The 19,527-nt window shown below is 54.3% G+C and carries 21 protein-coding genes; 10 read left to right on the top strand and 11 right to left on the bottom strand.

The window, feature by feature from the left end; genetic code table 11:
* Positions 1–31: 31 nt before the first annotated feature.
* Entirely contained in the window at positions 32–484 is a 453-nt protein-coding gene (gene cynS, locus SIB58_RS14820; protein WP_369818663.1) for a cyanase, read from the top strand.
* 72 nt (positions 485–556) lie between these two features.
* On the opposite strand, the gene SIB58_RS14825 is transcribed toward cynS, so the two are convergent.
* The 4 genes from SIB58_RS14825 to SIB58_RS14840 form a co-directional block, all read right to left on the bottom strand.
* A complete protein-coding gene (locus SIB58_RS14825) occupies positions 557–1,276 on the bottom strand; it encodes a HEAT repeat domain-containing protein (protein WP_067327010.1) in 720 nt (239 codons plus the stop codon).
* Between the two features lie 22 nt (positions 1,277–1,298).
* Positions 1,299–2,189, bottom strand: a complete 891-nt coding sequence (locus SIB58_RS14830) for a formate/nitrite transporter family protein (RefSeq protein ID WP_066908763.1) — start codon at positions 2,187–2,189, stop codon at positions 1,299–1,301.
* A 295-nt stretch (positions 2,190–2,484) separates the two neighbouring features.
* Positions 2,485–4,041 (bottom strand): ferredoxin--nitrite reductase, encoded by a 1,557-nt coding sequence (locus SIB58_RS14835; RefSeq protein ID WP_066908764.1) that lies wholly within the window; start codon positions 4,039–4,041, stop codon positions 2,485–2,487.
* A 250-nt stretch (positions 4,042–4,291) separates the two neighbouring features.
* Entirely contained in the window at positions 4,292–4,540 is a 249-nt protein-coding gene (locus tag SIB58_RS14840; RefSeq protein ID WP_074159328.1) for a hypothetical protein, read from the bottom strand.
* 27 nt (positions 4,541–4,567) lie between these two features.
* Between SIB58_RS14840 and SIB58_RS14845 the strand changes: the two genes are divergently transcribed.
* Positions 4,568–5,227: a DNA mismatch repair protein MutS gene (locus SIB58_RS14845; protein ID WP_066908943.1), complete on the top strand. Its 660-nt coding sequence runs from the start codon at positions 4,568–4,570 to the stop codon at positions 5,225–5,227.
* Positions 5,224–6,012 (top strand): uroporphyrinogen-III C-methyltransferase, encoded by a 789-nt coding sequence (gene cobA / locus SIB58_RS14850; RefSeq protein WP_066908766.1) that lies wholly within the window; start codon positions 5,224–5,226, stop codon positions 6,010–6,012. Before SIB58_RS14845 ends, cobA begins: the two co-directional genes overlap by 4 nt.
* A gap of 3 nt (positions 6,013–6,015) precedes the next feature.
* Here the strand turns inward: cobA and moaB are convergent, their stop codons facing one another.
* On the bottom strand, positions 6,016–6,585 hold the full coding sequence (moaB, locus tag SIB58_RS14855; protein ID WP_066908946.1) for a molybdenum cofactor biosynthesis protein B: 570 nt from the start codon (positions 6,583–6,585) through the stop codon (positions 6,016–6,018).
* A 7-nt stretch (positions 6,586–6,592) separates the two neighbouring features.
* Here moaB and SIB58_RS14860 point away from each other — a divergent pair, with 7 nt between their 5' ends.
* Together SIB58_RS14860 and SIB58_RS14865 are read left to right on the top strand one after the other, a co-directional pair.
* On the top strand, positions 6,593–6,856 hold the full coding sequence (locus tag SIB58_RS14860) for a MoaD/ThiS family protein (RefSeq protein WP_066908768.1): 264 nt from the start codon (positions 6,593–6,595) through the stop codon (positions 6,854–6,856).
* Positions 6,857–6,918: 62 nt separating this feature from the next.
* Complete coding sequence (locus tag SIB58_RS14865; RefSeq protein ID WP_231884203.1) at positions 6,919–7,305, top strand: molybdopterin synthase catalytic subunit; 387 nt, start codon at positions 6,919–6,921, stop codon at positions 7,303–7,305.
* Positions 7,306–7,319: 14 nt separating this feature from the next.
* Here SIB58_RS14865 and SIB58_RS14870 read toward each other — a convergent pair whose 3' ends face one another.
* From SIB58_RS14870 to SIB58_RS14880, 3 genes are read right to left on the bottom strand one after another with little or no spacing between them, the layout of a single operon-like run.
* Complete coding sequence (locus SIB58_RS14870; RefSeq protein ID WP_066908771.1) at positions 7,320–8,591, bottom strand: molybdopterin molybdotransferase MoeA; 1,272 nt, start codon at positions 8,589–8,591, stop codon at positions 7,320–7,322.
* Positions 8,572–9,048 carry a cyclic pyranopterin monophosphate synthase MoaC gene (gene moaC, locus SIB58_RS14875; RefSeq protein ID WP_066908774.1) on the bottom strand — a complete coding sequence of 159 codons (477 nt, stop codon included), beginning with the start codon at positions 9,046–9,048 and terminating at the stop codon, positions 8,572–8,574. Before moaC ends, SIB58_RS14870 begins: the two co-directional genes overlap by 20 nt.
* 37 nt (positions 9,049–9,085) lie before the next feature.
* The gene (locus SIB58_RS14880) at positions 9,086–9,301 is read right to left on the bottom strand and encodes a hypothetical protein (protein ID WP_066908779.1); all 216 of its coding nucleotides are present in this window, start codon (positions 9,299–9,301) and stop codon (positions 9,086–9,088) included.
* A 295-nt stretch (positions 9,302–9,596) separates the two neighbouring features.
* Here SIB58_RS14880 and SIB58_RS14885 point away from each other — a divergent pair, with 295 nt between their 5' ends.
* The gene (locus SIB58_RS14885) at positions 9,597–10,064 is read left to right on the top strand and encodes a nitrate reductase associated protein (protein ID WP_066908782.1); all 468 of its coding nucleotides are present in this window, start codon (positions 9,597–9,599) and stop codon (positions 10,062–10,064) included.
* On the opposite strand, the gene SIB58_RS14890 is transcribed toward SIB58_RS14885, so the two are convergent.
* Positions 10,045–12,273, bottom strand: a complete 2,229-nt coding sequence (locus SIB58_RS14890) for a molybdopterin oxidoreductase family protein (protein ID WP_067326984.1) — start codon at positions 12,271–12,273, stop codon at positions 10,045–10,047. The two genes, SIB58_RS14885 and SIB58_RS14890, sit on opposite strands and share 20 nt — an antisense overlap.
* A gap of 80 nt (positions 12,274–12,353) precedes the next feature.
* Positions 12,354–13,922, bottom strand: coding sequence for an MFS transporter (locus SIB58_RS14895; protein ID WP_067326982.1), 1,569 nt, complete (start codon positions 13,920–13,922; stop codon positions 12,354–12,356).
* Between the two features lie 256 nt (positions 13,923–14,178).
* On the opposite strand from SIB58_RS14895, the gene SIB58_RS14900 reads away from it, so the two are divergent.
* Together SIB58_RS14900 and SIB58_RS14905 are read left to right on the top strand one after the other, a co-directional pair.
* Positions 14,179–14,763 carry a molybdenum cofactor guanylyltransferase gene (locus SIB58_RS14900; protein WP_074162605.1) on the top strand — a complete coding sequence of 195 codons (585 nt, stop codon included), beginning with the start codon at positions 14,179–14,181 and terminating at the stop codon, positions 14,761–14,763.
* A complete protein-coding gene (locus tag SIB58_RS14905) occupies positions 14,760–15,803 on the top strand; it encodes a GTP 3',8-cyclase MoaA (RefSeq protein WP_067326979.1) in 1,044 nt (347 codons plus the stop codon). Before SIB58_RS14900 ends, SIB58_RS14905 begins: the two co-directional genes overlap by 4 nt.
* Positions 15,804–16,016: 213 nt before the next feature.
* On the opposite strand, the gene SIB58_RS14910 is transcribed toward SIB58_RS14905, so the two are convergent.
* Positions 16,017–16,952, bottom strand: a complete 936-nt coding sequence (locus tag SIB58_RS14910; RefSeq protein ID WP_066908794.1) for a DUF5672 family protein — start codon at positions 16,950–16,952, stop codon at positions 16,017–16,019.
* A gap of 143 nt (positions 16,953–17,095) precedes the next feature.
* Between SIB58_RS14910 and SIB58_RS14915 the strand changes: the two genes are divergently transcribed.
* Complete coding sequence (locus SIB58_RS14915; RefSeq protein WP_197461180.1) at positions 17,096–18,844, top strand: glycosyltransferase family 4 protein; 1,749 nt, start codon at positions 17,096–17,098, stop codon at positions 18,842–18,844.
* Between the two features lie 358 nt (positions 18,845–19,202).
* The gene (locus SIB58_RS14920; protein WP_066908796.1) at positions 19,203–19,517 is read left to right on the top strand and encodes a hypothetical protein; all 315 of its coding nucleotides are present in this window, start codon (positions 19,203–19,205) and stop codon (positions 19,515–19,517) included.
* Positions 19,518–19,527: the final 10 nt, after the last annotated feature.

Consider the following 19,527-nt stretch of genomic DNA (forward strand, 5'->3'; position numbering starts at 1 on the left):
TATGACTGTTTCGTCGATGTCCACCCCATCTCTGGCGGCTCCTTCGCAGGCCACGCTGACTGCTTCGTTGATGGCTGCAAAGAAGGCAAAAGGTATGAGTTTTGCAGATCTTGAGTCGGCCCTTGGACTCGATGAAGTGTGGATCGCTTCGCTTTTCTATGGACAGGCCACAGCATCAGCTGAGGAGGCCGAGAAGCTGGCATCCCTGCTGGCGTTGGATCCTGCGATCACAGCTGCGATTCAGGAATTTCCGACCAAAGGCAGCCTGGAGCCAGTGATTCCGACTGATCCCCTGATTTATCGTTTTTACGAGATTATGCAGGTTTATGGAATGCCACTGAAAGATGTGATTCAGGAAAAGTTTGGCGATGGAATCATGAGCGCCATCGATTTCACTCTGGATGTGGAGAAGGTTGAAGATTCCAAAGGTGATCGTGTGGAAATCATAATGTGTGGCAAATTCCTGCCATACAAGAAATGGTGATCTCATCGATTTATTTTAACTGATATTTTTCGATCAAGTTTCAAGCCCGACATCTGTCGGGCTTTTGCATGTTCAGCTTCGAAACTGTTGCTCCAATTGCTGACAGGCAAGTTGTTTGCGAGATTCACTGTTTAGCGTTTCACTGAGCTCTTTCAGGCAACGTTGACTGACTGGGGTTGCGATGCAGCCGAGGGCTCTGAGCGCTGCGATGGCCACATTGTCGGATCCGGTTTTGCATAGATCCGACAAGCGTTCACTGATCGTTGCGCCATCCCGGCGTTGCAACACCCGAACTGCGGCAATCACCACTGGATCACGGAAATCGTTCAGCGGTTCTGTGCACAATGTGAGCAATGCGTCGTCGCTCAGGCAGTGAGACCGGAAACCAAGTAGCTGTAATCCCGCTAAGCGATGGTGCTGACCCGGATGATGTAAGCACTCCTGCACGACATGTTCTGGAACATCTGCGCCCCAGCAGGACAAGGCTTCAATGATGCAGAGGTTCACTTCAGCTAATTCGGAGCTGTTCCTCAGTTGGTCCAGAAGCCAATCCCTTGCTTCTGGCTGGTGACATAGCCCGGCCGCCAGCACCAGATCAGGTAGAGGGCCATGCTGCTGAATCAATTGTTCAATGATTGGCCAGCCTTGTTCAGCCAGCATTCCCAGTTTTTCGCAGAGAGCACGGCGAAGCTCAACAGAAAAGCTGGGGGAGTAGACCTCCCCCAGCCATTCGGGCTCCAACGGAGCACGGCGTGATCTGGAAAGCCGATCCCAGAGAGCGGCTTCGTTCACCGGTTGTGACACAGAACGTCAATCAGCGGGCGCCGAGCTCAGCGGCTAGTTCGCGTTCCAGTTTGTCATCGTGCTCGCTGGGCAGTACGTTGCCGATGTTGGTGCGGTGGGTGCTGTAAAAGAGCATTCCGATAAACACCATGCCACCAATGATGTTGCCAATGGTGACGGGCAGGAAATTCCAGAAAATGCATTTCCAGAAGGGAACCCCAGATCCGAGGATTGGCCCGGCGGTGTGCAGAAACTGGTTGACCACAATGTGTTCCATGCCCATTGATTGGAAAGCGGTGATCGGTAACCAGCAAGCCAGGATCTTGCCCGGAACACTTTTGCTGACCAGGGCCATCGTCACACCCAGACAGACCAGCCAGTTGGCAATCAAGCCCCTGACAATGGCCAGGAAGAAACCAAGAGATTGAAGATTCTCATATTTGGTAACAACGTTGGTTTGATTTAACCCGACGATTTTTGCTGCCACCTGCTGCCACATACCACCACCGTCAGCAGCCGAGGCTGGCTCAACAGTTCCTCCACTCGTGAGGCTGATTGCCATCAGCACTGCCACAACGGCAGTTCCGATCCAGTTGCCGAGCCATACCCATGCCCAGTTTCGAAAGGTTGCCCCCCAGGTGCTTTTGCCTGCCCAGGTGGCCATCGGCAGAAGGGCAAAGTTGCCTGTCACCAGTTCCATGCCGAACAGCACGATGCTGGCGAAACCAAATGGGAAGAGAAGAGAACCGAGCCAAGGTTGACCGCTTTTGAGTCCAACCGTGAGCGCAAGGATCACAGCCAAGCCGAGAATTGCGCCGGAATAGAATCCTCTCAGCAACAGGTTTTTGACGCTGACGGTGGATTTTTTGCCTCCGGCACCGATCATGCCGTCGACAAGTTCATTGGGTAGGACGTAGTCCATCTGCGAAGCAGTAACACTCATGATTTCAATTCTTTTGATAAGGAATGAGTTGAAGCGCAATGATCAACGGCTAGCCGCTTATTTTGTTCATTAATTTGGAGAATGGATCTCGTTGACTTTCTGTACGTGAAATCGGTTGTTTGTCTTGACCGGTTTTTGTGAACCAGTTGACAAAACGTGAGAAGAAGTCTTTGTTGCCAGGCATAAATAACCTCGTACAGATTGGTAATCAGATCAGTTGCGCCGTGGTGGTCTCAAAAAGTCAGCACCAACACTTGTGTCATTCCTGAACTGATTATGTGTTCGACATTTCACGCCGTGGCTTTGCACCGAAGCGTTCAATGAGAACTTCCTTTAGGACCTCTTTGATCTTTTCCGCAGGGATTGCTTTCTGATGTAATTCACCCACTGTTGGATTGGGACCCTGGGACCCTCCAAGAGTCATCGTGTACCCATCATCTGTTTTGCCCTCACTGTTTTTGGCCTTGGCGCCCGTCAGGCCGATTGCCCCCATATAGGCCTGTCCGCAACTGTTTGGACATCCGGTCCAGTGGATTTTCAATTCCTCAGGAAGCTCCAGCTCCTGATCGAGTTCCTTGGCGGCAGCCAGAGCCTGATCCTTGGTGTTGGTCAGTGCAAATCCGCAGTAGGTGCTGCCTGTGCATGACACGGTGCCTGCAGAAATTGCGCCGGGTTCCAGTGGAAATCGTTTGAGCAGCGGATCACTTTCAAACGATTCGACTTTTGCTTGTGGCAATCCGACAATGATCACGTTCTGATCTTCGGTCAGTCGCACTTCTGCGCCTCCATAGGTGATGCTCGCTGTGGCCAGATCATGGAGATCCTGTGCTGTCAGGCGACCAACCGGCACGTGCAGACCTGCGAAAACAAGCCCTTCCTGTTTCTGCGGGTGAATGCCGTAATGCGATCGGGGTGTGGTGTCGAAGACAGACCCGGGGTCGGGTGTCAGCGGTCCAAAAAGCTCTTCAACCTGATTACGGAAGTTTTCATGACCCACTTCATCGAGATACATCCTGAATCGACCCTTGGGACGCTTATTGCGCTCGCCGTTATCCCTCCAGAGGCGAATCACCGTGTCTGTCATTCGACAGATTTCCTCAGGTCTCACCCAGGCATTCAGGGGAATTGCATAGGCATTCATCTGGGATGAAAGAATGCCGCCAATCCAGACACCAAAGCCCATCACTCCATCCTTCTCAACCGGGTGGAAGGCAATGTCGTTGTGAAGCAGGAAGTTGTCTTTTGCGCCGGCGACGGCGGTATTCCACTTTCTAGGCAGATTGGAATACTCAGGATTTCCTTTGCGGTTATTTGTTAAAAACTGTTCAAGTTCGTCTGTGTAAGGCCTGGTGTCGACAATTTCATTGGGATCGATTCCAGCAATTGGGTTTCCGGTGACATTCCGAGGATTGTCAAATCCTGATTGAATCGTACTCAGACCAGCTTCCTCAAGCCGCTTCAGAATTTCCGGCAGATCGCCAAGCAGCACCCCTCTTAGCTGCAGATTTTGTCTTGTGGTGATGTCACAGCTGCCGTTATCGCCGTAGCGTTCAACAATGGAGCCCACCACACGCAATTGCTGAGCTGAGAGCACACCATTGGGGACTCGCAGGCGCAACATGAATTTGCCTGGAGTTTTTGGCCGCCAAAACATTCCATACCACTTGAGGCGAAGTTGAAGATCGGTTTCATCAACCTGCTCCCAACCCATTTTGGCGAATTTTTCAATTTCACTGCCGACAAGAAGGCCATCTTTGGCCGACTTGTTCTGCTCGATCTTATTCAGCTTCTTGCCGTCCAGATAAGGCCTGGAAGGAGAGCTAACTGTCATGATCTTGTTCTGCGAGGGGTGGATGATTGATCAAGAATTGGTATTGGTCAATCAAAGTGGTCGGAGGACCAGCGCTTCAAAAAGAACGGGAGCGCTTTTGCAGCAGTTAAGAGGCTTGTCAGGGGGTTGTCCGTAGTGGATCAAACAATTTCCCCTGCTGACTCTTGAAATCAAATGGGATGGGCGAATTGGTGACTGTGACTACATCTCATCCGCCCGACGGAGCCCTAGAAGGCTTGCTTTCGCGGACTCAGTATTGACGTCCAACTTCGCCGATCATTCGTATCGCTCCGTAGCGAAGCATCTGCCAGACGCGTTTCATGGCGGCGAAATCTCTGTCGAGTTCACTTCTGAGTTGTCCATCTCCCCGACGAACGCTCCGTCTTCCTTCGCCATGCCTCTGACGGAGAACCCTTGCCGAGCGATAGCTTTGGACAGTGTTCTCGCGCTGGAATCGACCTTCAGAGACAGTGCGATCAAGGGATCGACGGCGGGACATGGCACCAGGGGGAACGATGAACAACCGATGACAACAGCCAGCTCGGCCATCGATCCGTGGCCATTGCTACGGAACCGTGATTTGGGTTGTCAGCGGGCGATCAGGTTGGTTGTGCATGGACGTTCAGGTGGTGTTGTTCCTGAATCCTTGCTCGAGCTCCAGCAGGCGCTCCAGCAGCGCCGTCAGGCTCCTGTGCAGCTTGAAGTGCTCACGGCCGATTCACCTCCGGTATGCCCAGATCAAGCGAGCTGGTTGGTCCCTTTGTTGTTATGGCCGGGTTCTCATGCTCGCGCGGATGTGCCTGAGATTAAAAGTCGCATGCAGCGTGAAGGTGCGGACGTTGAGTTGCTTCCTTTTCTCGGCTCCTGGCCATGTTGGTGGGTTCTCGTGGCTGAAGCGCTTCAGCCCTTCGCTGCTGAAGGCTCGGTTCTCGTTCATCACCCGTTGAGTTCCGAGGAGGCGGATCGTTTTCTCCTGGAGTTGTCCGATCGCATGGGGCTACCGCTGCTGTCTTTCGACCATTGGTCTGACTATCGCAAGAGGCACCCGGAGGCACATCCACTGATGCTTGCGCTCGCCCCCAATCGCATGACGGAGGCACTGAGCGAGGCTGGGAGTATTCCACCGCTTCTTGATCTGGCTCTGATTCGTCAGGGCCTGATCGACTTGCTTGCCGCTCTGCCGTGAAGACTGCTGAACTCATCGGAACCGTTTATCTCGTTGGTGCAGGCCCTGGAGACCCCGATCTACTCACGGTGAGGGCCCATCGCCTTTTGGGTCGCTGTGATGCACTGGTTTACGACTCCCTGGTTCCTCGAGAGGTTCTTGATCTGGTGCCCGAGAACTGCGAGCGCCATTTCGTTGGCAAGCGTCGTGGGCACCATTCCGTTCCACAGCCAAGCACCAATGCGGTTCTCGTGAAGTTGGCAGCTCGGCATCGCTGCATTGTGCGTTTGAAGGGTGGAGATCCTTTTCTGTTCGGGCGCGGTGGTGAGGAGGCTGCGCATCTTGTTAAATACGGCGTGTCGGTTCAGGTGGTGCCAGGGGTGACCGCCGGAATCGCTGCACCCGCGTACGCAGGGATTCCAGTGACCCATCGTCGTGCCGGTTCTTCCGTCACCTTTGTGACCGGTCATGAGGAGATCGACAAGCGACGTCCCAAGGTGAACTGGCGGTCTCTGGCAACAGCCAGTGATGGGCTGGTGATTTATATGGGCCTTCATAACTTGCCTCGGATCGCTGCTGAGCTTGAGGCAGGTGGTCTCAGTGCCGAGACTCCAGTGGCTGTGATTCAGCAGGGGACCGTCGCCGGGCAGCGCTGTCTCAAGGCAACTCTCTCCGATGTGGCTGCACGCACTCGCAGCGAAGGCTTTGCTTCCCCTTCCGTGATTGTGGTGGGAGAAGTGGTCAATCAGCAGGTGGAGTCCTGTGCGCCTCGGCCGGCGGATGTCACGATGCCGATCCCCTTCTGACGATCAGATTGCCGGCCTTTCTGCGGATTCCTTCAGCCGCGATTTGAGCTGCGCCAAGTTGCAGGGGCGTGTCTCGCTGTTCAGCTGGGCTGAGATCAGTCGCTCCCAGGCTGTGGTGACGGCATCCTGAGATCCAGGCAGAACAAAGAGAAACGTGCCGTTGGCCACTCCGGCGATGCAGCGGCTCTGCAGGCTGCTCGTGCCGATGGTCTGGAAGGAGAGCATCCGGAACAGTTCACCGAATCCATCGATGGTCTTATCCAGCAAGGGGGCGATGGCTTCAGGGCTGCCGTCGCGTCCGGTCAGGCCTGTGCCGCCTGTGGTGATCACCACGTCAACGGCGGAATCCACGATCCATTGGCTCACCGCTGCTCGGATCCGATAGCGGTCGTCCGGACAGATTTCGCGGCTGTGCAACTGATGACCAGCTCCAAGCACGCGTTCCTGAAGCAGATCTCCGCTTGGATCGTTCTCCAGGGTCCGACTGTCTGAAATCGTCAGCAGGGCAATGGACAGCACGCAGCGTTGATTGGGGATGTGATCAGCAACGCTAGAACCGTGATGGTTTCGCATGGCATGCATGAAAGGGAGGCAGTCCGGTCCGGTTGATTCGGTGCAAGTGCTGCTGTTTGCCTCATTGCGGGACCAGGCGGGCTGGTCTGATCGTTGTTTTCCACTGAATGATCCAGTCGTGCAGACAGCCAGAGAGATCTGGAATCAGCTTGAACTTGGTGACTTACCTCGAGTGGTGCTTGTTGCCATCAATCAGGAGATCGTCAGCGCCGATCATCCTGTGCATGCAGGTGATGAACTGGCTTTCCTGCCGCCATTCACCGGAGGTTGACCGTGGTGTCGAAGTCGGTCGACTTGGAGCTTGTCATTCTTGACCAACCCACTTCGGGTGTCTTGGAGCTTGACGCCTGGTTGCGTTCCCAGATGGGTGCCGCCACAGCGATGTTCATGGGGCGCGTGCGTGATGTCGCCATGGATGGACGAGCGCTGGAGGTCCTTGAGCTCAGCCACTATCCGGGTTTGTGTGAACGTTTGATTGACACTTCCGCCCGCCAGTTGCTGCAGCAACACGGTGCTCGTTCTGCGCTTGTGCTGCACCGCGTTGGCCGGTTGCTGCCAGGTGAGTTGATCGTTCTGGTGGCGATCAGTGCTGATCGCCGTGGGCCCGCACAACGCTGCTGTGCCGCGTTGCTTGAGGCTCTCAAGCATGACGCTCCCTTCTGGAAGCGGGAATGGTGTCATGGAGAGGGGACCTGGCTGTCGGAGAACACACCGCTTTGAGCCTGAACGGTGGCTCAGAGGATTCGCCGTCGTAACAGTTGTGCCCAGACCTGATCACCAGATTCCATTTCGCCTGACTCTGCAGGGATCTCCAACAGCAGATCTGCATTCCGCAGTGAGCCGATTCGTGAGGAGGCCTGGGATCCATCAATACGGGCAAGCAGTTGTCCGTCGTCAGCGCAGATCAGCGAAGCCCTGGCCAGTTCCGGCCGTCCTGGCCTGCGCCGGTAAGGCGTTTCAAGGCTCACAAGCAGTCGCGGTAACAACTCCGGTTCCTGCTGGCCCTCCAGCAGCTGGAGGGCTGGCCAGAGCAGTTGCAATGCCGTGATGGCTGCTGCAACGGGATTGCCTGGAAGGCCAAAGAACGGAAGCTGATCTCCCACGTAGCCAAAGGCGAAGGGCCGCCCTGGTTTGAGGAACAGTTTCCAAAAGTCGACCTGACCCAGCTCCTTCATCAACGGTCGGATCCAGTCGCTGTCACCTGCGGAAACACCTCCTGTACTCACCAACACATCGCAGCAAGCGCTGAATTCAAGGATTGTCTCTCGCAGTGCCTGCGGTTGATCGGCCACCACTCGGCAATCCCATGCTCGATAGCCAAGTTGCATCAGCAAACCTTTGAGCAAGGTGCTGTTGCTTTCCCAGATGGCTCCCTCAGGTCGCTGTTCACCCGGAGTAACCAGCTCGTCGCCACTGATCAGCAGTCCAATTCGTGGTTGCCTATGAACACGCAGTTGCTCCACGCCACAGCTGGCAGCTTGGGCAAGATCTGCGAGTCCGAGGCGCTGGCCAGGATTCAGCAAGGTGAATCCTTGGCTGCATTCCTCGTTAGCCGGCCGGATCCATGGGTTGGCGGAGGCTTTGTGTTTCAAACAAAGAGTGTCGTTCAGCCTCTGCACCAGTTCCTGGGGGAGAACCCAGTCAGCCCCCTCAGGTAAAGGTGCACCGGTGAGAATTCGGATGGCTTCACCGTGGGCAAGCGCCGCGGGGTAAGGAGCGGCTGGTGCGGAGCGGCCCACCAACCGCCAGGTGTCATCAACGGCTGGTTGCTGACTCTGGCCCAGGGCATAGCCATCCATGATCGCGGCCCTGAAGCCGGGAACATCGGCTCTTGCCAGCACCGGGGCTGCGTTCACGCGTTCCAGAGCTTCTGTCAGTGGAACTGCTTCAGTCGACCCTTCAGCACGTTGAGCTTTGCCCGCCTGGATGGCTGCCAGGACACGTTGTTGAGCCTCTGAAAGATGCAGCCCCTCGCGGCCATAGGGGTCAGCAGCTCCAGCTGCCATGGCGACCTCCGTCTTTATGCAGCAGCTGAATTCGATTGATCGTCATGCCTGGTTCAACCGACTTCAACATGTCGTAGAGGGTGACCAGCGCGAGCGAGACCCCTGTGATTGCTTCCATCTCCACGCCGGTTTGACCGGTCGTGCGACAGCTGACCTGCACAGTCAGACCAGGCAACGAGGAGTCCGGTTCAATGGTTACGTCGATGCCGCTCAGGGGCAAAGGGTGGCACAGCGGAATGAGCTCTGATGTGCGCTTGGCCGCTTGAATGGCAGCAACGCGTGCTACCGCCATCAGATCGCCTTTGGATGTCTGGCCGCTAAGGACCAGATCCAATGTGGATGTGTTCATCACCAGCGAACCCGTCGCGGTCGCTTCGCGTTTGGTGATGGCGCGATCACCGACTTCAACCATGTGCACCTCACCCTGATTGGTGAGGTGCGAAAGCTGTTCAGACATCGATGAATGAGGTGCTGACTGAGGTCGTCAGTGTTGATCAGCGCTCACCCAGCACCGACCACATTGCAGCCTGGGAGGTGATCACGGGCTCCACCTGGGTTGATGACGCTGACGTCATCACGGGGGCGACTGCAGCTCGCTGACTGCGGACCATCTGCACGGCCAGGGAGGCCACGATGAAGGCGCCGATGAAACCTGCTGCAACGGTGATTGGGCTTCGGCTTGAGCTGCTGGTTGAGTAGGAAGGGCCCATTCGGGAATGAACGATCTCCTTTCACTATGGATAAAAACTGTAAGAACCGCTACTGAGCTCACTGAAACTTTGCAGTGATGTCTTTTCTTGCGGGGAGTTGATCACTAGGAGGCCGGAAGCGAGTCCTTCGGAGGCCAACCAGCCATGGGCCGAGCCGAAAATCATTCCCAGACAAAGGGCGAAACGCATTGCAATGAACAACGTTGGGCTGAGCATCTCTGCTTTGCGCCATGTCGTTGGTCGTTGTTGCCACTGTTTCCAGCTAGAGATAGGCAAAGCGTTGTTATTACTACCAATGCATCCGCAGCTGGATCAGTCGCGGCACTGTTTTGCATTCGAACAGGACTTCATCGGCTCCTGGCGATGTATTCCTTTATGTGTTCGCCGCAAACTTGATTTGGCGGGAATCAAGCTCAAGCTCAGTCACTGGTTGGCGATGAGTCACGAGCAACGTCAGGACCTGGTCGACTGGAATGATTCCCCCGAGCACCTGGCTCAGATGCGCGATCACTTGCGCGCCTGCACCGCTGCGATGCCTGATGGCATGGTCAAAGATCTGCCCCCTGCCGAGATGGAACCCTGGCAATTGCCGGCTCGGCTTCCGGATCAGCTTCTTGAGGCTGCTCGGCTTCGTGGGATCGACCTGACCTCTCAGGCCTGGATGAGGTTGCGTGAGCTGGATCGCTTCGCACTCTGCAAGCTGGCGCGCCCGGGCCACGATCATCACAACCTTGATGCTGCGTTCAGCGAAGTGCTGGGATGAGCATCCTGCGCAGCCTCTCCAGTCGTCCGCTCTGTTGTTCGACCGGTTGCATCACCAAGACGGCAGGGGCGACAACCACTGCCGTTGCCTTGAGTTCAGGTTGTTTGGAGATCGGGCAGGCCTGATCGTGCATTAGCGTGTTGGCCTCGCAGGCTTCAGGTTGCGTGAAACCCCAGTGCATTGGGAGAAAAACTGAGCCCCTGCGGATCCGGTCAGTCACGCTGACACGTGCTGTGAGTGTGCCTCGCCTGGATGTGATCGCCGCCAGTCCTTCATCCTCGATGGCGAATCGTTCGGCATCACTGGGATGAATTTCCAGGCGAGGTTCCGGATGCATGCTGTTCAGTCGTTTCACTTTTCCAGTGCGCGTCATCGTGTGCCACTGGCCGAGATAGCGACCAACTGTGAGCACCAACGGGTAGATCTCACAGGGTGGCTCCGCCAGTCCGAGAGGCGCATCCGCCTGAAAGCGGGCGCGACCGCTGGCTGTAGGGAATCGCTTGCCCACGTACAGACGCTTGGCTGCTTGCGTCGGCTCATGGCCGAAGGGGAAAGGCCATTGCTGGGGACCATGCTCGTTCAGCAGTTGGTGGCTCAGTCCTGAGACATCACAGACACGGCTTTCAGTGAGAGCTGCGAATTCGCTGTACACCTCTTCTGATGTGGCATAGGTGAACTGATCGACGTACCCAAGACGGCGTCCGAGTTCGGCAAAGACCTCCCAGTCGGGTCGGCTGTCGCCATGCTGCGGCCTGAACGCCGGGCAGAGCGTGACGCGACGCTCTGAATTGGTCATGACGCCTGACTTTTCGCTCCACTGCGATGCAGGCAGTAGGAGATGCGCGTAGTGCGACGTTTCCGTGTCGGCGTAGGCCTCGCTTACCACCACCAGAGGGCAGCGCTCCATGGCTGCTTTCACCCGCTCCAGATCAGGCATGCTCACAAGGGGGTTTGTGGCAGCGACCCACCAGAGATCCAGTTCGCCACGCTCCATGGCTTCCACCTGCTGCCAGGCACTCAGTCCCGGTTCTGCAGCGATGGATCCGCCGGCAAATCCCCAGGCCTGCTCCACGTCGGCGCGATGATCCGGGTTGGTCACAAGCCTGTAACCCGGCAGCAGGTGGGCCAGGCCTCCAGCTTCGCGGCCGCCCATGGCATTGGGCTGGCCAGTCAGTGAAAAGGGCCCAGCACCGGGTTTACCGATTTCACCGGTGAGTAAATGCAGGTTGATCAGTCCACTCACCACGGCGGTGCCTTCCCTGCGTTGGTTCACGCCCATGGACCAGAGGCTGAGGATGCCTTTTCTGCGGCTCCAGAGCCTGCCAACGTCGCGAAGTTGTTGTTCCGTGATTCCGCAGAGTTTGGCAGTTTCTTCAGCTGTCCAGGCGTTGATGGTCTTGGCGTAGTCCGAGAATCCTTCAGTGGCGGCATCGATGAAATCGCTGTCGAAGCCGTTGTCTTCAATGACGAGACGAGCCAGCCCGTGGAGCAGGGCGAGATCGCTGCCCGGGGTAATGGCTAGATGATGATCGGCAATCTTGGCCGTGTCTGTGCAACGAGGGTCAACCACCACGATGGTGAGGCCCTTGGGATCACGTTTTTTGCGTTTGAGCAGGCGCTGGAACAGCACGGGGTGGCATTCGGCCGTGTTCGTGCCGATCAGGAATGCCACGGAACAGTGATCGAGATCCTCGTAACAGCAAGGAGGACCGTCCGAGCCAAGACTGCGGGTATACCCGGCCACGGCTGAACTCATGCAGAGGCGTGAATTGGCATCGAAATTGTTGGTGCCCAGAGCTCCTTTCAAGAACTTCTGGGCCATGTAGTAATCCTCGGTGTGGAACTGGCCGGAGCCGTACATAGCGATGGCATCGGCACCTTTGCCGCTGAGGGTGCTGCGAATGCGCCTTGTCAGCAGATCAAAGGCACTGTCCCAGCTGATCGGCTGGAAATCATCATTGAATGTCGGCCGGTAGAGAGGCTGAGTGAGCCTTCCCCGGGCCAGGGTCTCACCCACCGTGGCCCCCTTGATGCAGACCTGTCCTAGGTTCGATGGATGTTGTTTGTTGCCTCGCGCAGTCCACATCGGGTTGCCTTCGGCGTCCCGTTTCACGGATTTTCCCGCTTCTCCCGGTGGCATCAGTTCCAGACCGCAACCCACGCCGCAGTACGGACACTGACTCTTAACGCTCGTGCAGGGACTGGTCATCAAAGAAGTCCGATGGAATGAGAGATCCCCGGTGCAGACAGCACCAGGGATCCGTGATCTCAGTCGAGAGTGCTGATTGATCAGCGAGCCATCGCAGGCGCGGATGGCGATGGACTTTCGCCTTCGTGCAACTCAGCGAAGGATCCTTTGGGTTCCTTGAGGAAGAAGAAGCAGAAGAAAGCCACGATCAGTCCTGCGATGCCCAGAATCTGGAAGAAGGCACTGTTGGAGGCTGCAATCACCTCAGGGGAAGGATCTTTGCCTCCACCCATCCAGAGCGGCAGCAGGCTGAAAATGGTGAGGTAAGTCACGGCGCCGACATTGCCGTAAGCACCAACCAGGCCTGCCACCTGACCCGTTACGCGACGCTTCACCAGCGGTACGAGGGCGAATGTTGCGCCTTCCCCGGATTGAACGAAGAAGGAAGCAAGCATGGTGATCACCACAGCAATGAAGATGCCTGTGGAACCGCTGAATGTGCCTGGTTTGATCAGGCTCATCACCAGATAGCCGATGCCCAGTCCGGCTGTGAGAAAGCCCATGGTGTTTTTTCGGCTGCCGAGCTTGTCGGAAATCAATCCGCCGGCCGGTCTCGCCACTAAATTCACGAAAGCGAAACAGGAGGCCAGGATTCCAGCTGTCGCTTTCGGCAGGTCGAAAGTGGTTTCAAAGAATGTTGGCAGCATCGAAACAACAGCCAGCTCAGAACCGAAGTTCACGATGTAGGTGAGTTCGAGAATGGCCACCTGACGGAACTCATAACGATCTTCCTTGGGATATACCTTGGTTCCCATGATCAGATCACGGTTGGTTCGGATGATTCCCCAGGTTTGAAAGATGAACCAGATGAGAACAGCCAGCAGGGCCAGTGGATAAGTTCCGGCGTTCAGGAATCCAACTTTCTGAAGTCTCCAGCACAGAACACAGAGGATTGCGGCGAAGGGAACATTCATGCCGAGTAGTCCCCAGAAATCCCTCATCGACGTGACTTCAAGACCTGCAGTCTTCTCGGGACGTTGATACTCTTTTCCTGGCGGGGTATCGCTGACGTTGAAGAAGTAAATCACTCCGTAAACGGCGGAGATGATTCCCGTTAAAGCAATCGCTCCTCTCCAGTTCAGGGTTGCACCAGTTGGCAGTTCGAATCCTCCGGAGAAGGAAAGAAAGCCAGCAAGCGCAACCAGGCTCAGTGCTGAGAAGGCTGAGCCGAAGTTGCCCCAACCGCCATAGATGCCCTCTGCCAGGCCGATCTCTTTGGGAGGGAACCATTCGGCAACCATGCGGATGCCGATCACGAAGCCGGCGCCCACGATGGAAAGCAGCAGACGGGCCACCACCAGTTGATTGAAATCCTGTGCTGATGCAAACATCAGGCAGGGAATCACCGAGAACACCAGCAGGGTGGAATAGGTGAGTCGAGGCCCGAATTTATCCAGCAACATGCCAATCAGCACACGAGCCGGAATGGTGAGCGCAACATTGCAGATTGCAACCGTACGGATCTGGCCGACGCTTAGGCCAAGATCAGCTTTCACTGTTGTGGCCAGTGGCGCCAGATTGAACCAAACGACAAAAGTTAAAAAGAATGCAAACCAGGTGAGATGGAGTGTTCGATATCTCCCCTGGAATGACCAGAGTTCGCCAAGCATGGGGTTTGTTGGTGTGGAGATTCAAACCCCGGTGTCGAAACGAAGGCACTCAGGATTTCAAAGTGCGGCGCTCATGCAGACCGCCTGATAATTGCACCATTTGGTGGCTACATGAATCGTTGCATTGGCTACAAAATTGCAGTGTTGGGCCCTCAGCATTTCTTTCGTGCATCAGCGATCTGAGTCTTTTTGGTAGTCGTTGTAACTGCAAAGTCGTTGGCTTGAGGTGTTACCAAGGCCCAAGATCTTCGGTCCTATGTCTCGTCGTCTTCTGGGCGTTGTTCTTGCCGGTGGTGCCAGTCGTCGCATGGGTGCCGACAAAGCTTTGCTGACCCATCCGGATGGATCGAGCTGGCTTGAGGCTCAGGTCCAGTTGCTGCGCTCAGCGGGTCTTGATGTGTGTGTGATGACGGGTCATGACACGCATCACGCGTTGCTCAGCACGCGCAAGGGAGTGACTGTTCAAGCGGAGCCCTGGCAGCCTGCAGGCCCCCTCTGGGCTTTGAGCTGTGTTCTGCATGATCGTGATGATGAAGCGCTGCTCACACTGCCTGTGGATATGCCGGGCCTACGTCTGGATGCATTGCAGCAATTGATCCTTCGCTGGAGACAGCAGCCAGCCAGGGCGCTTGTTGCCGATGACGGCTCCAGGCTCCAGCACCTCTTTGGGATCTATCCGTGCGGTGCTTCGTATCGCAAGGCGCTTGATGACGAGCTGACGGAGGGGAAGGGCCGTTGGCGCGAGTGGCTTGGGTGCATTCCTCATGACACGCTGAAACTACCTCCTGATCAGTTGGTCAATGTCAATAGGCCCCTTGATCTGAAAGCGTTGACTGGATGATTGCCGCATTTCCCCTGATTGACCAGCGGGCTCGAGCGCTCGGGGTGCTGCGGTTGTCGCTCACGGCCCGCTGCAATCTGGCCTGTCCCTATTGCTGCCCTGATGCTGAGGATCCTCCTGGGCTGCTCAGTCTTGAGCAGCAATTGCGCCTCATCCGGGTTGCTTCCAGGCTGGGAGCACACACCCTTCGGCTCACTGGAGGCGAACCGTTGCTGAGTGATCGGTTGCTGCCGCTACTTGAGCAGGTGGCTTGCGGGCGTGCCACTCCTGGAGACCCCTTGCAGGGTTTGCGTCAGGTGGCACTCACCAGCAACGGTGTGTTGCTGACGCAGGAACGGGCTCTTGCTCTGCGCGCTGCTGGTCTTGATCGGATCACTATCAGTCTCGATGCGGTCGAGGCTGTGGTGGTGGCGCGTATGGCGGGTCTGCGCGGTGGGGAACCAGCCGGAGCCCGCCTGATTCAGCAGGTGCTGGCTGGTCTTGAGGCAGCTCGTTCTGCAGGATTTGACCCTGCTTCTGGGGCCCTAAAGCTCAATGCGGTGATCCAGCGGGGCGTCAACGACGATCAGTTGATTCCTCTGGCGATGTTGGCGCGTCAGCAAGGGCTGGAGCTGCGCTTGATCGAATATATGGATGTGGGTAATCGCAACGGCTGGGCCATGGAGCAGGTTCTGCCTGCCGCCGTGATGATTGATCGCATCAGCCGCCATTGGCCGTTGTTGTCACTCGGGCGCTCCCCAGGTGGCACCGCCCTGCGCTGGCGTTATCGCGATGGCGCCGCAGACATCGGTGTGATCGCCTCAATCAGTGAGCCCTTTTGTGGAGACTGCAACCGCTTGCGCATCACCGCTGATGGGCAAGCCTTCACTTGTCTGTTTGCATCCTGTGGAACAGATCTGAAACCGGCTCTGACCAGTGACGACGACCTGGAGCGAGCAATTTGCTCTCTCTGGCAGCAGAGACTCGACCAGTACAGCGAAGAGGGCCGGGCGGCTTCCGGGAGCGCAGCTCATGCAGAGATGGCTTATCTGGGGGGCTGAACCGTTATCGACGCCACCGTTTCAGCAGAGAAAGCTCGGTGAAAACTACAGAGTTCGGGCCATGATCCGGCTCATAGGTGATGTTTTCAGTAACCCTGCCGAAGCCACGAAAGTCATCGAGATTGGTTTACTACTAACTTTCTTTCACAGTTGAGCTGGAGGGTAATTTCACCATGCTGTGATTATTAATTAGCGATGTTATCCGTCGATTGTTTAATTCTCTGTCGTGGTTGTCGAGGCTTCGACCAGTGCCATGACATGTTTGCAATGCTCTTCATAAAGAGCAGCGCAGTCTCTTGCATCGATGTATCGCCATGCTGCATGGGCTCCGCATGTGCCCCGATACTCCGTCTCGCAACAAAAGCTTTCTACAATCTCTGGTGGAGCAATGGCACGACTATGGGAGTTGATGTGCTGTGCAAAAAAGATGTCTTCAGCTTCATCCGAGGGGGATTTGTTGGAGTGTTTGATGCATATCTCAGCCATAAGCTTTGGATTCCTGATGCTTAATCCACCATTGCCGTTGATCAGTCCGTCAGGTACGGAATTGCAATAGATACGAGATTCTATAGCCGCTTCAATTCGATTTAATGTCTTTGAATATCTTGGGAATGAATGCGAGTCATAGCGATTTTTAGCCCAAGGGGATCCAACATAGTCATATTTAAAATATTCGAAATCGACAGGTTTGATGAGCAAAGTGTCGGTTTGAAAGATAAGAATTTTATCGTGATCGAGGCTTTGCCAGAAATCGGCGTTTTTCAAAAGTTGATTGTATCCGTTCCAGCCAAATTCAGAATCAGTTTGCTCAAGGCAATTGATTTTCACGAATGGTTCGAGATCCTTGAATAAGGTCTTCATGGCATCCAGTGCCTTGGAAGTCGTGTAAACAGAGACTTGCCACCGTCGTATCCCCATTAATAAAGTATTGAGAACGCAGGCTCTTAATTGGGGTGTCGGTCGATCATCAATGATGATTGCTCCAATGTTCTCTTTGGACCAAATTTCTGGGAGCATATTTATATCCTCGGTCGGTTTGTTTTGTATTGATTGAACCCAAGGCTCGAGAAACTGCATTTTGATGATTTGGCAGTGAGCTTGGAAAGCGTTCACGCGGTATAGTTCTAAGCTTCTCAAGCGTTGGGGCATGGTGAATCTTGGAGTTGACGTGGACTTTTAATCAAGTTTAGCTTGGATCAAAAAGATATTCTCCTTGCGCGCTGATTGTTTGACTTGATCAGATCTCAGGGTGTAGTGGGGTTCGATTTAAAAATGTTGCAAGGTTGCTCAGTGTGGCCGATCTGGTGCTGATCAAGCATAATTACATTAAAGTAAAGCTTCCAAAGGGTTCTTTGTCGTTGAATCATGTAGCCATTTTTCATCCTCCAGGGCGCTTGGTGGATGTCAATAATCCTTTTGGTAAGGATATCGCCAACGCAGCCTTGTATCGAGCTTTGGTGCGTTGGGGAGATTTCGAAAAAGTTCATATCCTTAACCAGATTAATGTTTCTTCGGATGATCTTCGTGAGGATTTGTATGCTCGTGATCTCGAGAGTACTGATATTCTCTCGGCACCATTAAGTGAGATCGAAGCGCTTAAATCATCGGGAATTTTGCTTCGCGGTCAACCCTATCTCAGTGAGCTTGCCTGGTTGAGACGATCTCAATGTTCAGATTCAGATTTTAGTCTTGCGGGCTTAATTCATACGGTTGCACCAGCTCAGATACGCGAGCGCATTGGTCAGTCGTTGTTTGCGCCTGTTCAGTCATGGGATGCTTTGATCTGCACATCACCTGCAGTGCAGGACAATGTTGGGCGTCTTTTTGATGCCTATGAGGAATATGTTCTTGAGCGGTTTGGAGGTCGTTGCATTCAACGTCCTCAGTTGCCATTGATTCCTCTGGCCGTTGATCTTCCCGAACGTTCTTCAGGTGTGTCGCTCGAGTTTGCTTCTCTGTTCAGATCAAAATTGCAGGTTGAATCCGATGATATTGTTGTGTTGTGGGTTGGAAGGCTTTCTTTTTTCGAAAAGGCATTTCCTCAGAGTATGTTTCTTGCCCTTGAACAAGCAGCATCGCAGACATCTAAGACTGTGCATTTCTTGATGGTTGGATGGTTTCCTCGAGGTGATAGTGACTACAATCTTTATTTAGAGGCTGCTCAAAAATTAGCACCCAATGTAAAAGTATCATTTCTTGATGGTAATCAGCCAAAAGTCGTTTCTGCTGCCTGGAATCTTGCTGATATCTTTTTGTCTCTCGTTGACAATATTCAGGAGACTTTCGGTTTAACTCCCCTTGAGGCGATGGCTTCAGGATTGCCAGTAGTTGCCAGCGACTGGGATGGCTATCGGATGACAATTCGTGATGGAGTTGATGGTTTTCTCATTCCTACGTTGTTTCCAGATTTGCAGGATCTGGGTGTGTTACTGGCAAACAGTCATGCGCTTGAGCTCATGGCATATCAAGATTATGTTGGTTCTTTAGCGCAGCACACTTCTGTCGATGTGAAGCTTGCTTCTCGTGCGCTTCTTTCTCTGATTGAATCACCATCATTGCGTAAAAAGATGGGAGAAGCCGGTCGTGCCAGGGTCGAAACAACTTTTTCCTGGCCTGTGGTTGTTGGTCAATATAGAGAATTGTTCTCAGAGCTTGACGCATGTCGTCAACATTATCAGCTCGAACATGCTCATTCAGAGTCCAGGCCTGCCAGAGTTCATCCTTCCCGTGGAAATCCATTTGTTGACTTCCTGGCGTTCGCTTCTGCCAGTCTGGGTGATGATGATTTTGTTCAATGTAGTGTTGAACCTGATCAGTGGTTATTCGTTTGGGATCAGCTTCAGGATGTGAAGCTCAACAACGTTTACCCTAGTTTTCGTTTAAATCAGCAAGAGCTGATGCTCCTGAGATCACATTTGCATCGTAAGCCCTGTTGTTCTGTTCGTGAATTGAAGGATCTGTTTCTGCCATCGCGCAGTGAACACGTTTTGCTGACGCTTAGTTGGCTTTGTAAGTATGGACTTCTATCAATTCCCTCATGACGCCGTTATGAATTGAATGATTCAACAATTTCCATAGGCTGGTTAATGACCCTGGCATCAGCCGCTAGATGATTCTGGTTGGTTTGACAATATCTGTTCCTTGATGCATTGAGTAAGTCTGTATTTTTTGATGACCGCCTTTCTGTCTTCCTTCTTTCGGTTGTTCAGATCATTCTTTCTTTTTGCCATTAGTACTGTAGTTGTTGATCAATTCTAAGATCGAAAGATTTTGACAGGTCAGCCGCTTTACCTTCCTCAATCACTTCTTTGATCGGTGTTGAAGTTGTGCTGTACTGCGGAGCCTTACATCGCATGTTTTCCAGAAGGCTGCAGCACCTCTTTGGGATCTATCCGTAAGTTGACTCAATGGTTCGTCAACGACGATCAGTTGATTTTTTGTGACGTCGGTGCTGCAGGCATCGGTGTGATCGCCTCAATCAGTGAGCCGTTCTGCGGAGACGGCAACCGGCTGCGCATCACTGCTGATGGGCAAGCCTTCATTTGTCTGTTTACATCCCGTGGAACAGATCTGAAACCGGCTTTGACCAGTGACGCCGAGCTGGAGCCAACAATCAGCTCTCTCTGGCAACAGAGACTTGACCAATACAGCGAAGAGGGCCGGGCGGCTTCCGGGAGTGCAGATCATGCAGAGATGGCGGATCTGGGTGGTTGAACCGTTATCG

It is taken from the genome of Synechococcus sp. MIT S9504, assembly GCF_047497135.1.
GTDB lineage: Bacteria > Cyanobacteriota > Cyanobacteriia > PCC-6307 > Cyanobiaceae > Synechococcus_C.